General features: G+C 75.5%; 14 protein-coding genes and 1 pseudogene. 12 read left to right on the top strand and 3 right to left on the bottom strand.

Features of this window, described 5'->3' with window-relative positions:
• Positions 1-12 precede the first annotated feature (12 nt).
• From J2S46_RS20835 to J2S46_RS20815, 5 genes and pseudogenes are all read left to right on the top strand, one after another.
• Entirely contained in the window at positions 13-648 is a 636-nt protein-coding gene (locus tag J2S46_RS20835) for an FMN-dependent NADH-azoreductase (protein WP_191288525.1), read from the top strand.
• A gap of 201 nt (positions 649-849) precedes the next feature.
• Positions 850-1,761, top strand: coding sequence for an MBL fold metallo-hydrolase (locus J2S46_RS20830; protein WP_191288526.1), 912 nt, complete (start codon positions 850-852; stop codon positions 1,759-1,761).
• A gap of 108 nt (positions 1,762-1,869) precedes the next feature.
• Positions 1,870-2,496 (top strand): molybdenum cofactor guanylyltransferase, encoded by a 627-nt coding sequence (gene mobA / locus J2S46_RS20825; RefSeq protein ID WP_191288527.1) that lies wholly within the window; start codon positions 1,870-1,872, stop codon positions 2,494-2,496.
• A 113-nt stretch (positions 2,497-2,609) separates the two neighbouring features.
• Positions 2,610-2,888 (top strand): annotated as a pseudogene (locus J2S46_RS20820) (DUF6457 domain-containing protein); the annotation flags it as partial.
• Positions 2,885-4,246 (top strand): molybdopterin molybdotransferase MoeA, encoded by a 1,362-nt coding sequence (locus tag J2S46_RS20815; protein WP_370882213.1) that lies wholly within the window; start codon positions 2,885-2,887, stop codon positions 4,244-4,246. The pseudogene J2S46_RS20820 and the gene J2S46_RS20815, both read left to right, overlap by 4 nt.
• An 88-nt stretch (positions 4,247-4,334) precedes the next feature.
• Here J2S46_RS20815 and J2S46_RS20810 read toward each other — a convergent pair whose 3' ends face one another.
• Positions 4,335-5,450 carry a potassium channel family protein gene (locus J2S46_RS20810; RefSeq protein WP_191288529.1) on the bottom strand — a complete coding sequence of 372 codons (1,116 nt, stop codon included), beginning with the start codon at positions 5,448-5,450 and terminating at the stop codon, positions 4,335-4,337.
• 147 nt (positions 5,451-5,597) lie between these two features.
• Here J2S46_RS20810 and J2S46_RS20805 point away from each other — a divergent pair, with 147 nt between their 5' ends.
• The 5 genes from J2S46_RS20805 (at position 5,598) to J2S46_RS20785 (ending at position 12,320) form a co-directional block, all read left to right on the top strand.
• Positions 5,598-6,575 carry an NAD(P)H-quinone oxidoreductase gene (locus J2S46_RS20805; RefSeq protein ID WP_191288530.1) on the top strand — a complete coding sequence of 326 codons (978 nt, stop codon included), beginning with the start codon at positions 5,598-5,600 and terminating at the stop codon, positions 6,573-6,575.
• Positions 6,576-6,755: 180 nt separating this feature from the next.
• Complete coding sequence (locus tag J2S46_RS20800) at positions 6,756-7,985, top strand: hypothetical protein (RefSeq protein ID WP_191288531.1); 1,230 nt, start codon at positions 6,756-6,758, stop codon at positions 7,983-7,985.
• 242 nt (positions 7,986-8,227) lie between these two features.
• Complete coding sequence (locus J2S46_RS20795) at positions 8,228-8,833, top strand: bacterial proteasome activator family protein (protein WP_073929314.1); 606 nt, start codon at positions 8,228-8,230, stop codon at positions 8,831-8,833.
• Between the two features lie 210 nt (positions 8,834-9,043).
• Entirely contained in the window at positions 9,044-10,471 is a 1,428-nt protein-coding gene (locus J2S46_RS20790) for a protein kinase domain-containing protein (protein ID WP_191288532.1), read from the top strand.
• 112 nt (positions 10,472-10,583) lie between these two features.
• A complete protein-coding gene (locus tag J2S46_RS20785; protein WP_191288533.1) occupies positions 10,584-12,320 on the top strand; it encodes a protein kinase domain-containing protein in 1,737 nt (578 codons plus the stop codon).
• Positions 12,321-12,333: 13 nt separating this feature from the next.
• Here the strand turns inward: J2S46_RS20785 and J2S46_RS20780 are convergent, their stop codons facing one another.
• Entirely contained in the window at positions 12,334-13,359 is a 1,026-nt protein-coding gene (locus J2S46_RS20780; RefSeq protein WP_370882321.1) for a phosphotransferase, read from the bottom strand.
• A gap of 194 nt (positions 13,360-13,553) precedes the next feature.
• Positions 13,554-14,213 (bottom strand): response regulator, encoded by a 660-nt coding sequence (locus J2S46_RS20775; protein ID WP_073929174.1) that lies wholly within the window; start codon positions 14,211-14,213, stop codon positions 13,554-13,556.
• A gap of 458 nt (positions 14,214-14,671) precedes the next feature.
• On the opposite strand from J2S46_RS20775, the gene pdhA reads away from it, so the two are divergent.
• Together pdhA and J2S46_RS20765 are read left to right on the top strand one after the other, a co-directional pair.
• The gene (pdhA, locus tag J2S46_RS20770; RefSeq protein ID WP_073929173.1) at positions 14,672-15,823 is read left to right on the top strand and encodes a pyruvate dehydrogenase (acetyl-transferring) E1 component subunit alpha; all 1,152 of its coding nucleotides are present in this window, start codon (positions 14,672-14,674) and stop codon (positions 15,821-15,823) included.
• A complete protein-coding gene (locus J2S46_RS20765; RefSeq protein ID WP_370882212.1) occupies positions 15,823-16,797 on the top strand; it encodes an alpha-ketoacid dehydrogenase subunit beta in 975 nt (324 codons plus the stop codon). The genes pdhA and J2S46_RS20765 overlap by 1 nt, the downstream gene beginning before the upstream one ends.
• Positions 16,798-16,802 lie beyond the last annotated feature (5 nt).

Below are 16,802 nucleotides of genomic sequence, written 5' to 3'. Positions count from 1 at the left end.
CGGAGGTCTGTCATGCCCACCCTGCTGCACATCGACTCGTCCGCCCTCGCCGACGGCTCCGTCTCCCGGGAGGTCTCGGCGGTCTTCCGCGAGGCCTGGCTCGCCCAGCACCCGGAGGGCACCGTGGTCTACCGCGACCTGGCCGCCGCCCCGCTGCCGCACCTGGACGCCCACGCCGTCACCGCCCCCTTCGTCCCGGCCGGGGACCGCACCCCCGAGCAGCAGGCCGCACTGGCCCTGCGGGAGCAGCTGGCCGCCGAGCTGGAGCAGGCGGACGCGGTGGTCATCGGCACCCCGATGTACAACTTCACGATCCCGTCCACCCTCAAGGCCTGGCTCGACCAGGTGATCGTGATCGGTCGCACCGGCGGCGCCGAGCCCTCCGCGGCCGGCACGCCCGTCACCGTGGTCGCCTCGCGCGGCGGCTCGTACGGGCCCGGAAGCCCGCGGGAGGGCTTCGAGTTCGTCACCACCTACCTGGAGAAGGTGCTCACCGGCATGCTCGGCCTGCAGGTGGACTTCATCGTTCCCGAGTTCACCCTGGCCCCGACCCAGCCCGAGCTGGCGGCCTTCGTGGAGCACGCCCGGGCGTCCAAGGCCCAGGCCCTGGAGGAGGCCGAGCTCAAGGCCAAGGCGCCGGTCGCCTGAAGCGCCCGGGGGGCCGGCGCGGGCCCGGCGTCGGACGGCCCGCCCCGGCGCGGCCGCGGCCGGTGGGGCGCCCGTGGTGGGGCCTGCGACCCCGCCGGGCGCGCCTAACCGCCAAACGCCGGGGCTTGCTCCCATGCTGGTCCAGACATGGCCGGGCCGGGACGACCCGGCTCCGGCCCCGACCGACCGCCAGGAGCAGAAGTGACGTCGTCGCCGCCCGAGGAGAGCGCCGGACCGGATCCGACGGCCCGCCGCACGGGGGCCCCGGACGTCCGCCCGTTGGAGATCGCCGTCTTCACCGGCCCCGAATCGGCCTTCTTCGCCACCTCCACGCTGATCCTCGGCGAGCAGAGCGCGATCCTGGTGGACGCCCAGCTCACCCGCAGCGCCGGCCGGGAGCTCGCGGAATGGGTGGCCGGCAAGGGCCGCCGGCTGCTCGCCATCGTGATCACCCACCAGCACCCCGACCACTACTTCGGCGCGGAGGAGGTGCTGCGGCTCTTCCCCGAGGCGCAGCTGCTGGCCGCGCCGCCCGTGGTGGAGGGCATCCTGCGCACGGCCGCCGCCAAGGTCGCCCAGTGGAAGCCGGTGTACGGGGACGACATCCCTGACCACCCGCTGGTGCCCGCGCAGCTGCTCCCGCAGCCGCTGATGGTCGACCGCCAGCTGATCCCGGTGCTGCTGCTCGGCCAGGGCGACTGCGAGGGCTCCACGGTGGTGCACGTGCCGAGCATCCGCACGGTGATCGCCGGCGACTTCGCCTACAACGGCACCCACGTCTGGACCGCCGACACCACCCCCGAGCAGCGGGCGCAGTGGCGGCGCAACCTCGGCCGGATCGCCGAACTCGGCGTCGAGCGGGTGATCGCCGGCCACCGGGCGCCCGACCGCGGGGACGACGCCGCCGAGGTGCTGGCCTTCACCGGCGAGTACCTGCGGGACTTCGACAACCGGCTGCGCGAGCACCCGACCGACCCGGAGGCCCTGGTCGCGGCCATGAACGAGCGGTACGCGGAGCTGACCCTGCCCGCGATCCTGGAGCACGGCGCGACGGCCAACGTGGCCCGGGAGCTCGGCGAGATCGTCGAGGGTGAGATCGTCGAGGACGACTAGACCGGCGCCCGCCCCGCGAGCCCCGCCGGCCACGCCGCCCCGGCCGGGCACCGCCCCGGCCAGGCCCGGCACCGACGGCCCGGCACCGTCCGGGCGGATACTGACGGCATGACACCGTACGACGCGATCGTGCCCGCCGGCGGTGCCGCCCGGCGGCTCGGCGGCGCGGACAAGCCCGGCCTCACGGTCGGCGCGAGCACCCTGCTCGACCGGGTGCTCGCCGCCTGCGCCGGCGCCGCCACCTCGGTGGTGGTCGGACCGGTCCGGCCGACCACCCGTACGGGACTGCGCTGGACCAGGGAGCAGCCGCCCGGCGGCGGGCCGGTCGCCGCCGTGGCCGCGGGCCTGGCGCAGGTGAGTGCCCCGGTGGTGCTGCTGCTCGCCGCAGACCTGCCCTTCCTGGACGAGCGGACCGTCCACCGCCTGGTCGAGGCCCTGGACGGCCCCGGCGGGCAGGGCCCGGACGCCCCCGAGGCGGTGCTGCTGGTGGACGCGGCGGGCCGGGACCAGCCGCTCGCCGCCGCGTACCGCACCGCGGCGCTGCGGTCCGCCCTCGCCGCCTTGGGGGACCCGGCGGGGCTGCCGCTGCGCCGCCTCACCGGCGGTCTGCGCACGGTGCGGCTGGCGGACGCCGACGGCGTCACCCATGACTGCGACACCTGGGAGGAACTGGCCCGGGCCCGCGAGCGCGAGCGCACCGGAGCCGGACGGCCGGCGGAGCGCGGACCCCGGTGAGGCCGGTCCGACCGGCCGCGCCCCCCGGACGGCGCAGCTCACAGCCCGCACCGCCCGGCCGTGAGCGAAACGACGCGCGCCGCTCACGGCCCCAACATCGCGGCAGGCCCGGGATCAGGCAGCATGGGGCTATGGAGCGCACGCTGGACGACTGGATCGCCGAGGTCTGCACCGAGCTGGGCATCGAGCTCGACGTCGACGTACCCGGGCTGCTGGACATGACCAGGGTGGTCGCCCACGGGGTGGCCCGGCCGGCGGCGCCGCTGACCGCCTTCCTGGTGGGCTACGCCGCCGCCCTGCGGGGCGGCGGGGCGCAGGCCGTCGAAGAGGCCAACAAGCGGGCGACGGCCGTCGCCGAGCGCTGGGCGGCCGCCCGACCGGAGGGGACGTGAGCATCCTGACGGGCGCCGGGCCGGGTGCGTCCGCGGCGGACGCCGCCGTACCGGGCGCCTCCGGCCGGCGGGAGCCGCTGCACGGCGCACCTGGCCACGGTGCGGACGACGGTGCTCCTGGCGACGGTGCTCCGGGCGACGGTGCTCCGGGCCTCGGGACCGGCGACCCGGGCGTCCCGCCGCCGGCCGCCCCGCCGGTGGGCGAACTCTCCTGGCAGCAGGCCCGCGAGAGGGCCCGGCGGGCCGGCGACCGGCCCCTGGCACCGCTGCGGGTGGACCTCGCCGAGGCGATCGGCCGGACCCTAGCCGAGCCGCTCACCGCGCTCACCGATCTGCCCGCCTTCGACACCTCGGCGATGGACGGCTGGGCCGTCTCCGGCCCCGGCCCCTGGCGCCCGGCGGGCCGGCTGCTGGCCGGACAGCCGGCCGGGGTGCTGGCCGACGGTGCCGCCGTGGAGATCGCCACCGGCGCCCAGCTGCCGCCCGGCGCCACCGCCGTGCTGCGGCGCGAGCACGGCCGAGCGGACGGCGCCCTGCTGCACGACCGCACCCCGGGCAGCCTGGCCCCTGGGCAGGACGTCCGGCCGCGCGGGCAGGAGTGCCACCGCGGCGACCACCTGCTGCCGGCCGGGACACCGGTCGGCCCGTCCGTGCTCGGCCTGGCCGCCGCCTGCGGCCACGACCTGCTGGCCGTGCACCGCCGCCCCACCGTCGAACTGCTCGTACTGGGCGACGAACTGCTGGAGTCCGGGCTCCCGCAGCCCGGCCGGGTCCGGGACGCGCTCGGGCCGCTGCTGCTGCCCTGGCTGCGCGCGGCCGGAGCCGAGGTGCTCGGCCGCCGCCAGGTCCGCGACGACTTCGGGCTGCTGCGGGACGCCGTCCGGCACTCGCCCGCCGACGTCGTCGTCACCACCGGCGGCACCGCCGCCGGGCCGGTCGACTTCCTGCACCGGGCACTGGAGGCGGCGGGCGCCCGGCTGCTGGTCGACGGCGTCGCCGTCCGGCCCGGGCACCCGATGGTGCTGGCCGAACTCGCGGACGGCCGCCACCTGGTGGGACTGCCCGGCAACCCGCTGGCGGCCGTCGCCGGCACCGTCACGCTGGCCCTGCCGCTGCTGCACGCGCTGGCCGGCCGGGCCGCCGCCGACCCGTGCGTCACCCCGGCCGCCGAGCCGCTGCCCGGCCACCCGCACGACACCCGCCTGCTGCCCGTCCGGCGGGGCCCGCGCGGCGCCGTGGCCCAGGCCTTCGGCGGGCCGGCGATGCTGCGCGGACTGGCGCTGGCCGAGGCCCTCGCGGTGGTGCCGCCCGGCGGCGTGCCGGCGGGCGCCCCGGTGGAACTCCTGCCGGTGCCCTGAACGCTCCTGCCGGTGCGGCGGACGGCCCTGCCGGTGCCCGCAACGGACGGGCCCGGAACGGTCCGCCCGGTGGGGCGGGCGGCAGCCGTCAGCCCGTGGTCGCCGGTCCGGCCGGCCGGATGGTGATGACCCGGTCGGTGAGCTGCAGGACCGCCGCCTCCGGGTCGGTGTAGTTGAGCACCCGGCGCCCGCGGACCACGGCCACCACCAGGTCCGCGCACTCGCGCGGGCTGTGCCCGGCCTCGGCCCTGGTGACCGGGCGCTCGACGACGTCCAGGCCGGTGCCGTAGGTGAGCAGGTCCTCCATCACCGACCCGGCGTGCGGGCTGAGCATCGACATGCCCAGCAGCCGGCCCGCCGAGCTGGAACTGGTCACCACCACGTCGGCGCCGCTCTGACGCAGCAGCGGGGCGTTCTCGTCCTCCCGGACGGCGGCGACCACCGTGGCGCTCTTGTTCAGCTGACGGGCCGTCAGGGTGATCAGGACGGCGGTGTCGTCGCGCTCAGGGGCGACCACGACCTGCGCCGCCCGCGGCAGTTCGGCCCGCAGCAGGGTGTCCGTGCGGGTGGCGTCGCCGACCACGCCGACCAGGCCGTCCCGGGCGGCCTGGTCGACCACCTTCTGCTGCGGGTCGACCACGACGATCGAGTCCTTGCGGATGCCCTGGCCGAGCAGGGTGTCCACGGCGGTGCGCCCCTTGGTGCCGTAGCCGATGACGACGGTGTGCTCGCGCACGGTGGACCTCCAGCGTCCGATGCGCCATTGCTGGCGGGTGCGTTCGGTCAGCACCTCCAGGGTGGTGCCGACCAGGATGATCAGGAAGACCACCCGCAGCGGGGTGATCACGAAGATGTTGATCAGCCTCGCCGTGTCGCTGACCGGGGTGATGTCCCCGTAGCCGGTGGTGGAGAGGGTGACGGTGGCGTAGTAGGCGGCGTCCAGGAGGTCGACCCGGCCGTCGGCGTTGTCGTTGTACCCGCCGCGGTCGGCCCAGACGATCAGGGTCGTCAGGGCCAGCACCCCGAGGGCCAGCAGCAGGCGCTTGAGCACCTGCCGCAGCGGCGGGGCGCCGCGACGGCTGGGCAGGGCGATCTGGCGGTCCGAGTCCGTTCCGCCCTCGGCGACGCTCCTGGCGCCGATGCCGGCCAATCGCAGCCGCGACGGCCTGGCGTCCGGCCGGGGTGGTGGTCTGTCGATGGTCATACGAAGAATCATGCGGTGGCCCGGGGACCGGAACTGACACCGCCGCGCGGCCGGCGGCCCGCCCCGGGGCCCCGCTCCGCCGCTCGTCGGCCGCGCGTCAGCCGGTCGTCCGCCGGCGGGCCGTCCGGCGGGCGTAGCGTGGCGGGCATGCGAGCCATCACCGTTCCCCAGCCAGGCGGCCCCGAAGCGCTGACCTGGGCCGAAGTCCCCGATCCCGTGCCCGGTGAGGGCGAGGTGCTGGTCGAGGTCGTGGCCACCGCCGTGAACCGGGCCGATCTGCTGCAGCGCCAGGGCTTCTACGACCCGCCGCCCGGTGCCTCCCCGTACCCGGGGCTGGAGTGCTCCGGGCGGATCGTCGCGCTCGGCGCCGGGGTCTCCGGCTGGGGCGTCGGCGACGAGGTGTGCGCGCTGCTGGCCGGCGGCGGGTACGCGGAGCGGGTGGCGGTGCCGGTCGGGCAACTGCTGCCGGTGCCCAAGGGGGTGAGCCTGGAGGAGGCGGCCGCGTTGCCCGAGGTGACGGCGACGGTCTGGTCGAACCTCTTCATGGTGGCGCACCTGCGTCCGACCGAGACGGTGCTGCTGCACGGCGGTGCGAGCGGGATCGGGACGATGGCGATCCAGCTGGCGAAGGCGGTCGGCGCGCGGGTGCTGGTGACCGCCGGCAGCGCCGGGAAGCTCGCGCGCTGCGCCGAACTGGGCGCGGACGTCGGCATCAACTACCGCGAGCAGGACTTCGCGGAGGCCGTCCGGGAGGCGACCGGCGGGGCCGGCGTGGACGTGGTGCTGGACATCATGGGAGCCAAGTACCTGGAGCGGAACGTGGCTTCGCTGGCCCTGAACGGGCGGCTGGTGATCATCGGTCTGCAGGGCGGGGTGAAGGCCGAGCTGAACCTCGGCGCGCTGCTGGCGAAGCGGGCGGCCGTGGTGGCCACCTCGCTGCGCGGCCGGCCGCTGGCGGAGAAGGCGGCGATCGTCGCGGCCGTGCGCGAGCACGTCTGGCCGCTGATCGAGGGCGGGGTGGTCCGGCCGGTGGTGCACCAGGTGCTGCCGCTGTCCGAGGCGGGCGCCGGCCACCGCCTGCTGGAGTCGGGCACGCAGGTGGGCAAGGTGGTCCTGCGGGTGTGAGGCCGGCACGGGCGTGAGGTCCGTACCGGCGGCGCCGGCGGGAGGCGAGGCGGCCGGGTGACGTACGGTGTCCGATCTTGTTCGGAATGCCCGGATTGTCGGGTTGTGTGAGGCTGGAGGGGAGCTGTCCCGCCGCCGGCCGCGCCGAAGCGCGGTCGGCCGTCGGAAGGACCTCCGTCCGTGGCCGCATCTTCGTACGTGTTCTCCGAGCTCCCTCCCGCCGGGCCGACCCGCGCCCGTTCCGGTGCCGGTGCCCCCGCCGGCGGACGCCACCGGCCGGCCGCCGCCTGTTGGGCCGCGGCGGCCGGCCTCGCCCTCCCGCTGCTGCTCTCCCCGCCCGCCGTCGCCTCGGCGCCCGGCGAGGAGGGCGGTGCGCTCGTCCGGCGCGCGGCGGACGCCCCCGTCGGGTCACTGGTGCTTCGGCCCGCGGCCCCGCCGGCCGGGGCCGCCGCCGTGGTCTCGCTGCCGGGCCTGCCGTTCGCCGCCCTGCCGTTCGCCGTGATGCGGGCCGCCGCCCCGCCGCCGCCCCTGGGTCTGTCGCCGGCCGATCCGTCCCCGGCCGGGGCCGACACCGCCGCCCCGGCCGCCCCCGACGCCGACACCGCCGCCCCGGCTGATGCCGAGCCGCAGACCGGCGACGAGCCGCAGGCCGGCGACGGGCCGTCCGCCGAGGTGCCGTCCGCCGACCCGCAGCCCCCGGACACCCCGGCGCCCCCGGACACCGAGGAGTCCCCGTCGGCGGAGCCGTCCGCCGGGGCGGGCGGGTCCGACACGGGCGTACCGGCGCCCGGGCCGTCCCCGGTGCCCACCACCCGTACCCCCTCCGCACCAGGCTCCCCCGGCGCGGGCCGGCCCGGCGCGGGTCCGGGCCCCGGGCACCAGGCCGGGCCCTCGCCGACGGCGGAGCCCTCCCCCGCCGAACCGCGGCCGGAGGGTGACGTCCTGCCGTCCCCCGCCGTGCAGGGGCCCGTCGCGCCCTCCTCCCCGTCGAGCTCGCCGCCGTCCGTGCCGTCCGTGCCGTCCGTCGCGCCGTTCGCGGATCCGGCCGGCCCCGGGCGGGACGCCCGCCACCCGGTGCCCGACCGGCTGCTCCCCGCCGACCGCGCGCAGGCCTACCGGCACCACTTCGGCCCCGCCTCGCCGGGGCCGGGCGGGCGCTTCCGGGTCGAGCCGCCGGCCGCCGGCGGCACGGTGGACGAGGACGTGGCCCCGGCCCCGCCGGACGCCGGCACCGCGGGCGGGTCCCCGCAGGCCCTGGCCGCCGGTCCGGACGCCGTCGAGGTGGCCGGCCCGGTCGCCGCACCCACCCGCTGGACCGACTCGTCGACCTTGCAGCTGCCGCTCGGCGCCGGCCTGGCCCTGATCGGCAGCGGCCTCGCCCTGGTCGGGCTGCGGATGCGCCGCGGCTGAGCGGGGTACCGGCCGCTCCCGGCCGTCCGGCAGGTCCCGCCGTTTGACCGATCTGACGGTCCGGCAGATCATCTGCGTGACGGTCGCACACGACCGGGGGGGTGCCCGCCCGCGGATCTGCCGGCGGGCGCCCGGGGAGGGCCCGGCCACGGGCGCCGCCGGCCGCCGGAAGGCACCGGCCGGGGCGCGGTACGGGCCGGGGTCTTCCCTGGACCGAAGCCCGGTGAGAGAGAATGGGATTCATGACGAAGCCGATGAACGAGCACTCGCAGCAGGAGTCGTCCCAGGCGTCGGGCGGCCAGTCGCAGGACGGCCCCAAGGTGCTGATCGTCGGGCCGGACGGGATGCCGGTGGGCCAGGGCTTCACCCGGCTCGGCGAGGAGGACGGGTTCGAGCCCCGCGAACTCCCGGTGACCGAGATGGTGGAGCAGCCGGCCAAGGTCATGCGGATCGGCAGCATGATCAAGCAGCTGCTGGAGGAGGTCCGGGCGGCTCCTCTGGACGAGGCCAGCAGGGTCCGGCTGAAGGACATCCACGCCAGCTCCATCAAGGAGCTGGAACTCGGGCTGGCGCCCGAACTGGTGGCGGAGCTGGAGCGGCTGTCGCTGCCGTTCACCGAGGACACCATCCCGACCGAGGCCGAGCTGCGGATCGCGCAGGCCCAGCTGGTGGGGTGGCTGGAGGGTCTCTTCCACGGTATCCAGACCGCGCTGTTCGCCCAGCAGATGGCCGCCCGGGCGCAGTTGGAGCAGATGCGGCGGGCGCTCCCGCCCGGTCTGCACGGTGCCGAGCCCGACCTGGAGGAGCCGGGCGAGGGGCGGGGCATGCGCTCCGGCCCGTACCTGTAGGCGGGCGGCCGCCCGCGGGGTGTCGCAGCAGGGTCACAGTGTCGGCCCTGCACAGAGCGGTGGGCCGTCGAGCCGATACCCTGGCCCCTGTCGCAGGCCCCCCGAGGCCGCGGCGGGGGTCGGGCCGGCCGGTGGCGGAGCCCGGTCCGCACGGACGATACCGAACGTCACGGCCGGGGTGTCACCACGGCCGAGGGGGAGCAGAGGACCATGAGCGAGGGCGGCACCGCGGGTCAGGGCTACTCCCTGGGCAACGGCAGGTACGAGCTTCAGCACCTGCTCGGCGAGGGCGGCATGGCCTCCGTCCACCTGGCGTACGACAACGTGCTGGACCGCCAGGTCGCGGTGAAGACCCTGCACACCGAGCTGGGCCGGGAGCAGTCCTTCCGCGAGCGCTTCCGCCGCGAGGCCCAGGCCGTCGCCCGGCTCGAGCACACCAACATCGTCACGGTCTACGACTCCGGCGAGGACGTCGCCGCCGACGGCGCCACCACCCCGTACATCGTGATGCAGCTCGTCGAGGGCCAGCCGCTGCGCGACGTCCTCAACGAGGCGATCGCCCAGTACGGCGCGATGCCCGCCGAGCGGGCGCTGAAGATCACCGCCGGGGTGCTGGCCGCGCTGGAGGCCTCGCACGACGCGGGCCTGGTCCACCGCGACATCAAGCCCGGCAACGTGATGTTCGACCGCAAGGGCGTCGTCAAGGTGATGGACTTCGGCATCGCCCGCGCGCTGCAGTCCGGTGTCACCTCGATGACCCAGACCGGCATGGTCGTCGGCACCCCGCAGTACCTCTCCCCCGAGCAGGCGCTCGGCAAGAGCGTGGACGCCCGCTCCGACCTGTACTCGGTCGGCTGCATGCTGTTCGAGCTGCTCACCGGCCAGCTGCCGTTCGACGGGGACTCCCCGTTCTCGATCGCGTACAAGCACGTGCAGGAGGAGCCGCCGGCGCCGTCCTCGCTGAACCGGGCGATCACGCCGGCCGTCGACGCCCTGGTGGCCCGCGCCCTGCGCAAGGACCCGGCGCACCGGTTCCCGACCGCCGAGGCGATGCGCGAGGAGGTCGAGCGGGTGCTCGGCGGCGGCGCCGGCAGCCCCTTGCAGGCCAGCACCCCGCTGGTGATCAACGAGGGCCCGCGCTCGGCGCACGCCTCCACCTCGCTCACCAACATGCCGCAGGTGCCTGGCGACCTCAGGACGCCCGCCCCGCAGGTCGCGCAGCCGTACCAGCCGGTGCACACCTCGCCGCAGTACGGCCCGCAGACGCCGCCGCCGCCGTACAGCACGCCGGCCCCGCACACGCCGCAGCCCTTCGCGCAGCCGCAGTACCGGACGCCGCCGCCGCACGGCTTCCACCCGCAGACGCCGCCGCCGTTCCCGCAGCAGGCGCACACGCCCGCGCCGATGCCGATGCAGCAGCCGGTGTTCGCCCCGGTGCCGGCCACGAACAACAACGGCTGCTCGACCGCGCTGGTGGTGGTCGGGATCATCCTCGGCGTGATCGTGCTGGTGATCATCATCATCGCCATCGTGGTGACCAAGGCGGACAACACCACCGACTACAACAGCGGCCGGTCGCTGCCCGCCTCCGTGCTCCAGCTGGACCAGCGGCCCCCCGCGGGCGGCGGGCTGCTCTGAAGGGCCCGCCGCGGGCGGCCGTGCACGGCAGGCTGTCCGAGGCGGTAGCGTTCTAGGGATTACGTAGCGACAGGGCGACCGCGATCCGAGCGAAGGCCCGGGGCGAGGAGCGATGGCACAGACGCAGCAGCCTGGCGACGGCGAGGGGGACGGCGCCGCCGGCCGGGACGAGGCCGCACGCGAGGCCACCGCCCCGACCGCCGCCCTCCCGGCCTCCGCCGCGGGCCCGCACACCCCGGGCCGCGGCAGCACGGCGCCGCTCGGCACCGTCGGCGACGGCCGCTACCGACTGACCCACCGCCTCGGCCGCGGCGGCATGGCGGAGGTGCTGGCCGCCCAGGACGTCCGGCTCGGCCGGACGGTCGCGGTGAAGCTGCTCCGTCCCGAGCTGGCCCAGGACGACATCGCCCGCCTGCGGTTCAACCGCGAGGCGCAGTCCGTCGCGGGCCTCAACCACCACTCGATCGTCGCCGTCTACGACACCGGCGAGGAGCAGCACGGGAGCGGCGGACCGGACGGCGGCGGCGAGTCCACGCCGTACATCGTGATGGAGCTGGTCGAGGGCCGCACCGTCCGCGAGCTGCTGGTGGACGAGGAGGCCCCGCCGGTCGACCAGGCGCTGATCATCATCGCCGGGGTCCTGGAGGCGCTCGCCTACAGCCACCGGCACGGCATCGTGCACCGCGACATCAAGCCCGCCAACGTGATCATCACGACCGGCGGCGCGGTCAAGGTGATGGACTTCGGCATCGCCCGCGCGCTGACCGGCGCGGCCAGCACGATGACCCAGACCGGCATGGTCATGGGCACCCCGCAGTACCTCTCGCCCGAGCAGGCGCTCGGCAAGGCGGTCGACCACCGCTCAGACCTGTACGCGGCCGGGTGCATGCTCTACGAGCTGCTGACGCTGCGGCCGCCGTTCACCGGCGACACCCCGCTCTCGGTGGTCTACCAGCACGTCCAGGACGCGCCGGTGCCGCCCTCGCAGGCCAACCACCGGGTGCCGGCCGGGCTGGACGCCCTGGTGCTGCGCTCGCTGGCGAAGAACCCGGACGACCGCTTCCAGGACGCCGACGAGTTCCGCGCGCACGTCCAGCACGCGCTGCGCCAGTTGCACGGCGCCGCCGGGGCCGGCTACCCGGGTGCGGCGGCCGCCGCCGCGGCCGCCGGGCTGGCCGCCGCCGGGCAGGGCCACAGCGGTGCCTTCCCCGGTCCGGGGACGGGCGGGTACGGCCAGGGCACGCCGCCCGGCGGCGGTACCGCGATCACCGAGTCCTTCGGGTCGATGGGCCAGAGCGACCCGACCGCCGCGCTGCCCTACCAGACCGGTTCTCCCTACCAGACCCCCTCGGGGCCCTACCAGGGCCCGGGCGGGCCGAACGGCGGGAACGGCGACGGGGACGACCACGACCGCCGCCGCGGTCCGTGGGGGTGGGTGGCCGGTGTGGTCGCCGTGCTGGTCGCGGCCGGGATCGGCATCGCCGTCGCGGTGCAGGCCGGCGACAACGACCACGGGAAGACGCCCACCGCCCCGGCGGTGACCACCACCTCGGCCCCGGAGGTGACGCAGAGCTCGCCGTCGGCGCAGCCCTCGCCGTCCGCCACCAAGCAGACCCAGGCGCCCAGCGACAACCAGACCTTCGTGCAGACCACGGCACCGACCCGGCACAGCACGCCGTCGCCCTCGCTGTCGCCGAGCGCGACGGCCACCAAGTCGCCGACGGCCACGGCCTCGCCGACCTCGTCCGGGTCCGCGACCTCGACGGGCGGGGCGACGCCCTCGTCGACCGGCAGCGCCCACCCGCCGGCCTCGTCGCCCGCCGCCCCGGTCAGCCCGGCGGCGGGGTAGCCGCCGGGCCGGGTCAGTTGGTGAAGGCGTCCAGGACCTGCTCGTACTCCTGGCACCACCAGGCCAACTGACCCGCCGAGGCGGGGAACAGCGGGTCGGCCCGGTGGTCGCCGCGCTGGTAGTGCCACTGCAGGATCCAGAAGTCGTTCAGCCGCTCCCACCAGACCCGGTGCGCCGCCGCCGCCATCTCCTCCGGGCGGGCCCCGCCGGCGGCCCGGTACGCCTGCGAGTAGCGGCGGACCCGGACCAGGTCGAGCATCCCGGTCAGCGGGTGGTTGAAGAGCAGGGTCGCGGCGCGCACGGCCTCCTCGGCACGCGGTTGCGGCCCGAGCTTGTCCCAGTCGAGGACGGTCGCCACCTTGCCGCGCCGGTGCAGCAGGTTGAGGCCGTGGAAGTCGCCGTGCGTCCAGCCGGTGGGCGGGGCCGCGTCCAGCGCGGGCCTGCGGTGGGCGAGCTCGGCCAGCAGCTCGATCCGCTCGGTGAGCCGCTGCTCGGCCAGGGCGTCGAAGGCCCCGTACGGCTGCCGCTCGCGGGCCCGCAGGCGCAGGGCGGCGGCCAGCCGGGCGCTGTCGCGCGGATCGGCGCTGCGGTACCCGGCGGGCTGCGGCCGGGCGGCGCAGACTTCGTCGAGTGCGCCGTGCAGCCGGGCGAGCAGCGCACCTAGCGCCTCGCACTGCGGGAGGTCCAGATCGGTGCCGTGCCGGTGCCGGCCCTCGATCCAGGGGAAGAGCGCGAAGAGCCGGCCGCCGTGGGCGGTCACCGTCCGGCCGCCGGCGGCGGCCAGCGGCGGGGCCACCGGCAGTCCGCGCCGGTGCAGGCCGGCGGTGGCGCGGTGCTGACCGGCGATCACCGGCCGGCTCGCGGTGGCGGCGTCCACGTAGCACTTGAGGAAGTAGGAACCGTTCCCGGTGGTGACGCGGTAGCCGCGGTTGAGCAGTCCCTCCGCGACGGGCACGGCCTCCAGCAGCGGGCCCACCCGGTAGGACCGCAGGACGCTGGCCAGCGCGGACGGCGGGACGGGCGGGCTGAGCGTCCCTATCGGCGGGGCCTGGAGGTCCGGCCGGGCCGGGGCGCAGGCCAGCGCCCCCGCGAGGGGTTGCCGGGGGGCGGAGGGCCGGAGGGCGGCGGCCGTGGCCGAGAGTGATTGTGGAGTCACGGCCAGAGCGTAGGGCCCCCCGCCGGGGGTCCTTGACAAACCGTCAGTGTTCTGAAGCGAGCCCCGTGGGGCCGGCCTCAGTGGTTCTGGTCGGCCTGGTGGCGGGCCACGAAGGCGGCGGCCTGGGTGCGCCGCTCCATGCCCATCTTGGCCAGCAGGCTGGAGACGTAGTTCTTCACCGTCTTCTCGGCCAGGTGCAGTTCGTTGCCGATCTGGCGGTTGGTCATTCCCTCGCCGATCAGGTCGAGGATCCGGCGTTCCTGCTTGGTGAGCTGGGCGAGCCGTTCGTCCTGCTTCTCGCCGCCCTCGCGGAGCCGCTCCAGCACCCGGCTGGTGGCGACCGGGTCGAGCAGCGACTTGCCGGCCGCGACGTCCCGGACGGCGGTGATCAGGTCGGTGCCGCGGATCGCCTTGAGCACGTACCCGGAGGCGCCGGCCATGATCGAGTCGAAGAGCGCCTCGTCGTCCGAGAACGAGGTGAGCATCAGGCACTTGACGTCCGGCAGCCGGGAGCGGATCTCGCGGCAGACCTCCACCCCGTTGCCGTCCGGCAGTCGGACGTCGAGCACGGCGACGTCCGGGTGCACGGCCGGGATCCGGGCGAGGGCCTCGGCGGCGGTGCCGGCCTCGCCGACCACCTCGATGTCGCCCTCGACGGACAGCAGGTCGTGGACGCCCCGCCGGACCACCTCGTGGTCGTCGAGCAGAAATACTCTGATATGTCCGTTTGTCGTCACGCCCAAAGAATCCCATACCGGATGCCCGGAGACCCGTCGCCCGCCACGACGCGTACCACCGCTCCGCCCGCGCACCGCCCGTACGGCGCCCGCCCCGAGCCGGCGGCGCGCCCGCGCACCACCGGTGCGCGGCCCGTCACCCGGCGGCGGGGCGGAAAAAACCGATCCCCTTTACCCCCTTACGCGGAGCCCGCTGCCCGGATAGCGTGCGCAGGTGTCCTGCACGGCACCACCGTGAGAGCTGCGCCACACCTGCGGCTCCCGGACGTGAACAACTAGGACGTCCTAGCGCAAGCGCGCCAAGGGCGGTCGCTGGGTAACGTTCTCGTGAGGTACGCCGTCGGAAGAGGATCACCACCTGCCCCGCAGCCGGTGCGCACACCCAAGCGCGCCTCGCGAGGCGGTGACCGGACCGGTCACCGGCGACCCCGGGCGGCCGGACAGACCGAGGAGTGAACGTGACCGTCAAAAGCACGGCAAGGGCGCGCAAGAAGGCCGCCCCGGCCGTACCTGACAACCTCCCCGCGGGTTCGGGAGCCCAGCCGGAGCTGATCCAGCTGCTCACCCCCGAGGGGGAGCGGGTCGAGCACCCGGACTATCCGCTCACCACCACCCCGGAGGAGCTCCGCGACCTCTACCGCGACCTGGTCCTCGTCCGGCGCTTCGACGCCGAGGCCACCTCGCTGCAGCGGCAGGGCGAGCTCGGGCTGTGGGCCTCGCTGCTCGGCCAGGAGGCCGCCCAGGTCGGGTCGGGCCGCGCCATGCGCCCCGGCGACTACGCCTTCCCCACCTACCGCGAGCACGGCGTCGCCTGGTGCCGGGACGTGGACCCGCTCAACCTGCTCGGCATGTTCCGCGGCGTGAACCACGGCGGCTGGGACCCGAACGAGAAGAACTTCCACCTCTACACCATCGTGATCGGCGCGCAGGCCCTGCACGCCACCGGGTACGCGATGGGCATCACCAAGGACGGCACCGACGACGCCGTGATCGCCTACTTCGGTGACGGTGCCTCCAGCCAGGGCGACGTCAGCGAGGCCTTCACCTTCGCCTCGGTCTACAACGCGCCGGTCGTCTTCTTCTGCCAGAACAACCAGTGGGCGATCTCCGAGCCGACCACCAACCAGACGAAGATCCCGCTGTACCGCCGCGCCTCCGGCTTCGGCTTCCCCGGCGTCCGCGTCGACGGCAACGACGTGCTGGCCTGCCTCGCGGTCACCCGCTGGGCGCTGGACCACGCCCGCAGCGGCAACGGCCCGGTGCTGGTCGAGGCCTTCACCTACCGGATGGGCGCCCACACCACCTCGGACGACCCGACCCGCTACCGGCTCGCCGAGGAGACCGAGGCCTGGCGCGCCAAGGACCCGATCTCCCGCCTGAAGGCGCACCTGGACCGCGAGGGCCTGGCCGACGAGGCGTTCTTCGCCTCGGTCGAGGCCAAGAGCGAGGAGCTGGGCCTGCGCGTCCGCGAGGGCGTGCGCTCCATGCCCGACCCGGACCCGACCCTGATCTTCGACCACGTCTACGCGGAGCCGCACACGCTGGTCGACGAGGAACGGGCCGAGTACATCGCGTACGCGGCCTCCTTCGAGGGCGGGGAGAACCTCTGATGGCCGGTCAGCTCAGCATCGCCAAGGCGCTCAACGAGGCCCTGCGCAAGTCGCTGGAGAGCGACCCCAAGACGCTGCTGATGGGCGAGGACATCGGCAAGCTCGGCGGCGTCTTCCGGATCACCGACGGACTGCAGAAGGACTTCGGCGAGAGCCGGGTCATCGACACCCCGCTCGCCGAGTCCGGCATCGTCGGCACCGCGATCGGCCTCGCGCTGCGCGGCTACCGCCCGGTGGTGGAGATCCAGTTCGACGGCTTCGTCTACCCGGCCTTCGACCAGATCGTCTCCCAGCTCGCCAAGATGCACGCCCGCGCGCTGGGGCACGTCAAGCTCCCCGTCACCGTCCGCATCCCCTACGCGGGCGGCATCGGCGCGGTCGAGCACCACAGCGAGTCGCACGAGGCCTACTTCGCGCACACCGCGGGCCTGCGGGTGGTCAGCCCCTCCAACGCGCACGACGCGCACTGGATGCTGCGCCAGGCGATCGCCTCGGACGACCCGGTGATCTTCCTGGAGCCCAAGCGCCGCTACTGGGACAAGGGCGAGGTCGGCGACGCCGCCGACCTGCCGCTGCACGACGCCCGGATCGCCCGCGGCGGCACGGACGCCACGCTGATCGCGTACGGCCCGATGGTCAAGGTCTGCCTGGACGCCGCCGCGGCGGCCCAGGAGGACGGCCGCAGCCTGGAGGTCGTCGACCTGCGCTCGCTGTCCCCGGTGGACTTCGCGGCCCTGGAGGCCTCGGTCAAGCGCACCGGCCGCGCCATCGTGGTGCACGAGGCACCGGTCTTCCTCGGCATGGGCGCCGAGCTGGCCGCCCGCCTCACCGAGCGCTGCTTCTACCACCTGGAGGCGCCGGTCCTGCGGGTCGGCGGCTTCCACGCGCCGTACCCGCCCTCCCGGGTGGAAGAGGCCTTCCTGCCCGATCTGGACCGTGTGCTCGACGCCGTCGACCGCTCGTTCGCGTACTGAGCCAA

The organism is Kitasatospora herbaricolor (genome assembly GCF_030813695.1).
GTDB lineage: Bacteria > Actinomycetota > Actinomycetes > Streptomycetales > Streptomycetaceae > Kitasatospora > Kitasatospora herbaricolor.
The sequence above is the reverse complement of the archived record's forward strand: the minus strand, read 5'-3'. Positions and strand labels throughout refer to the sequence as shown.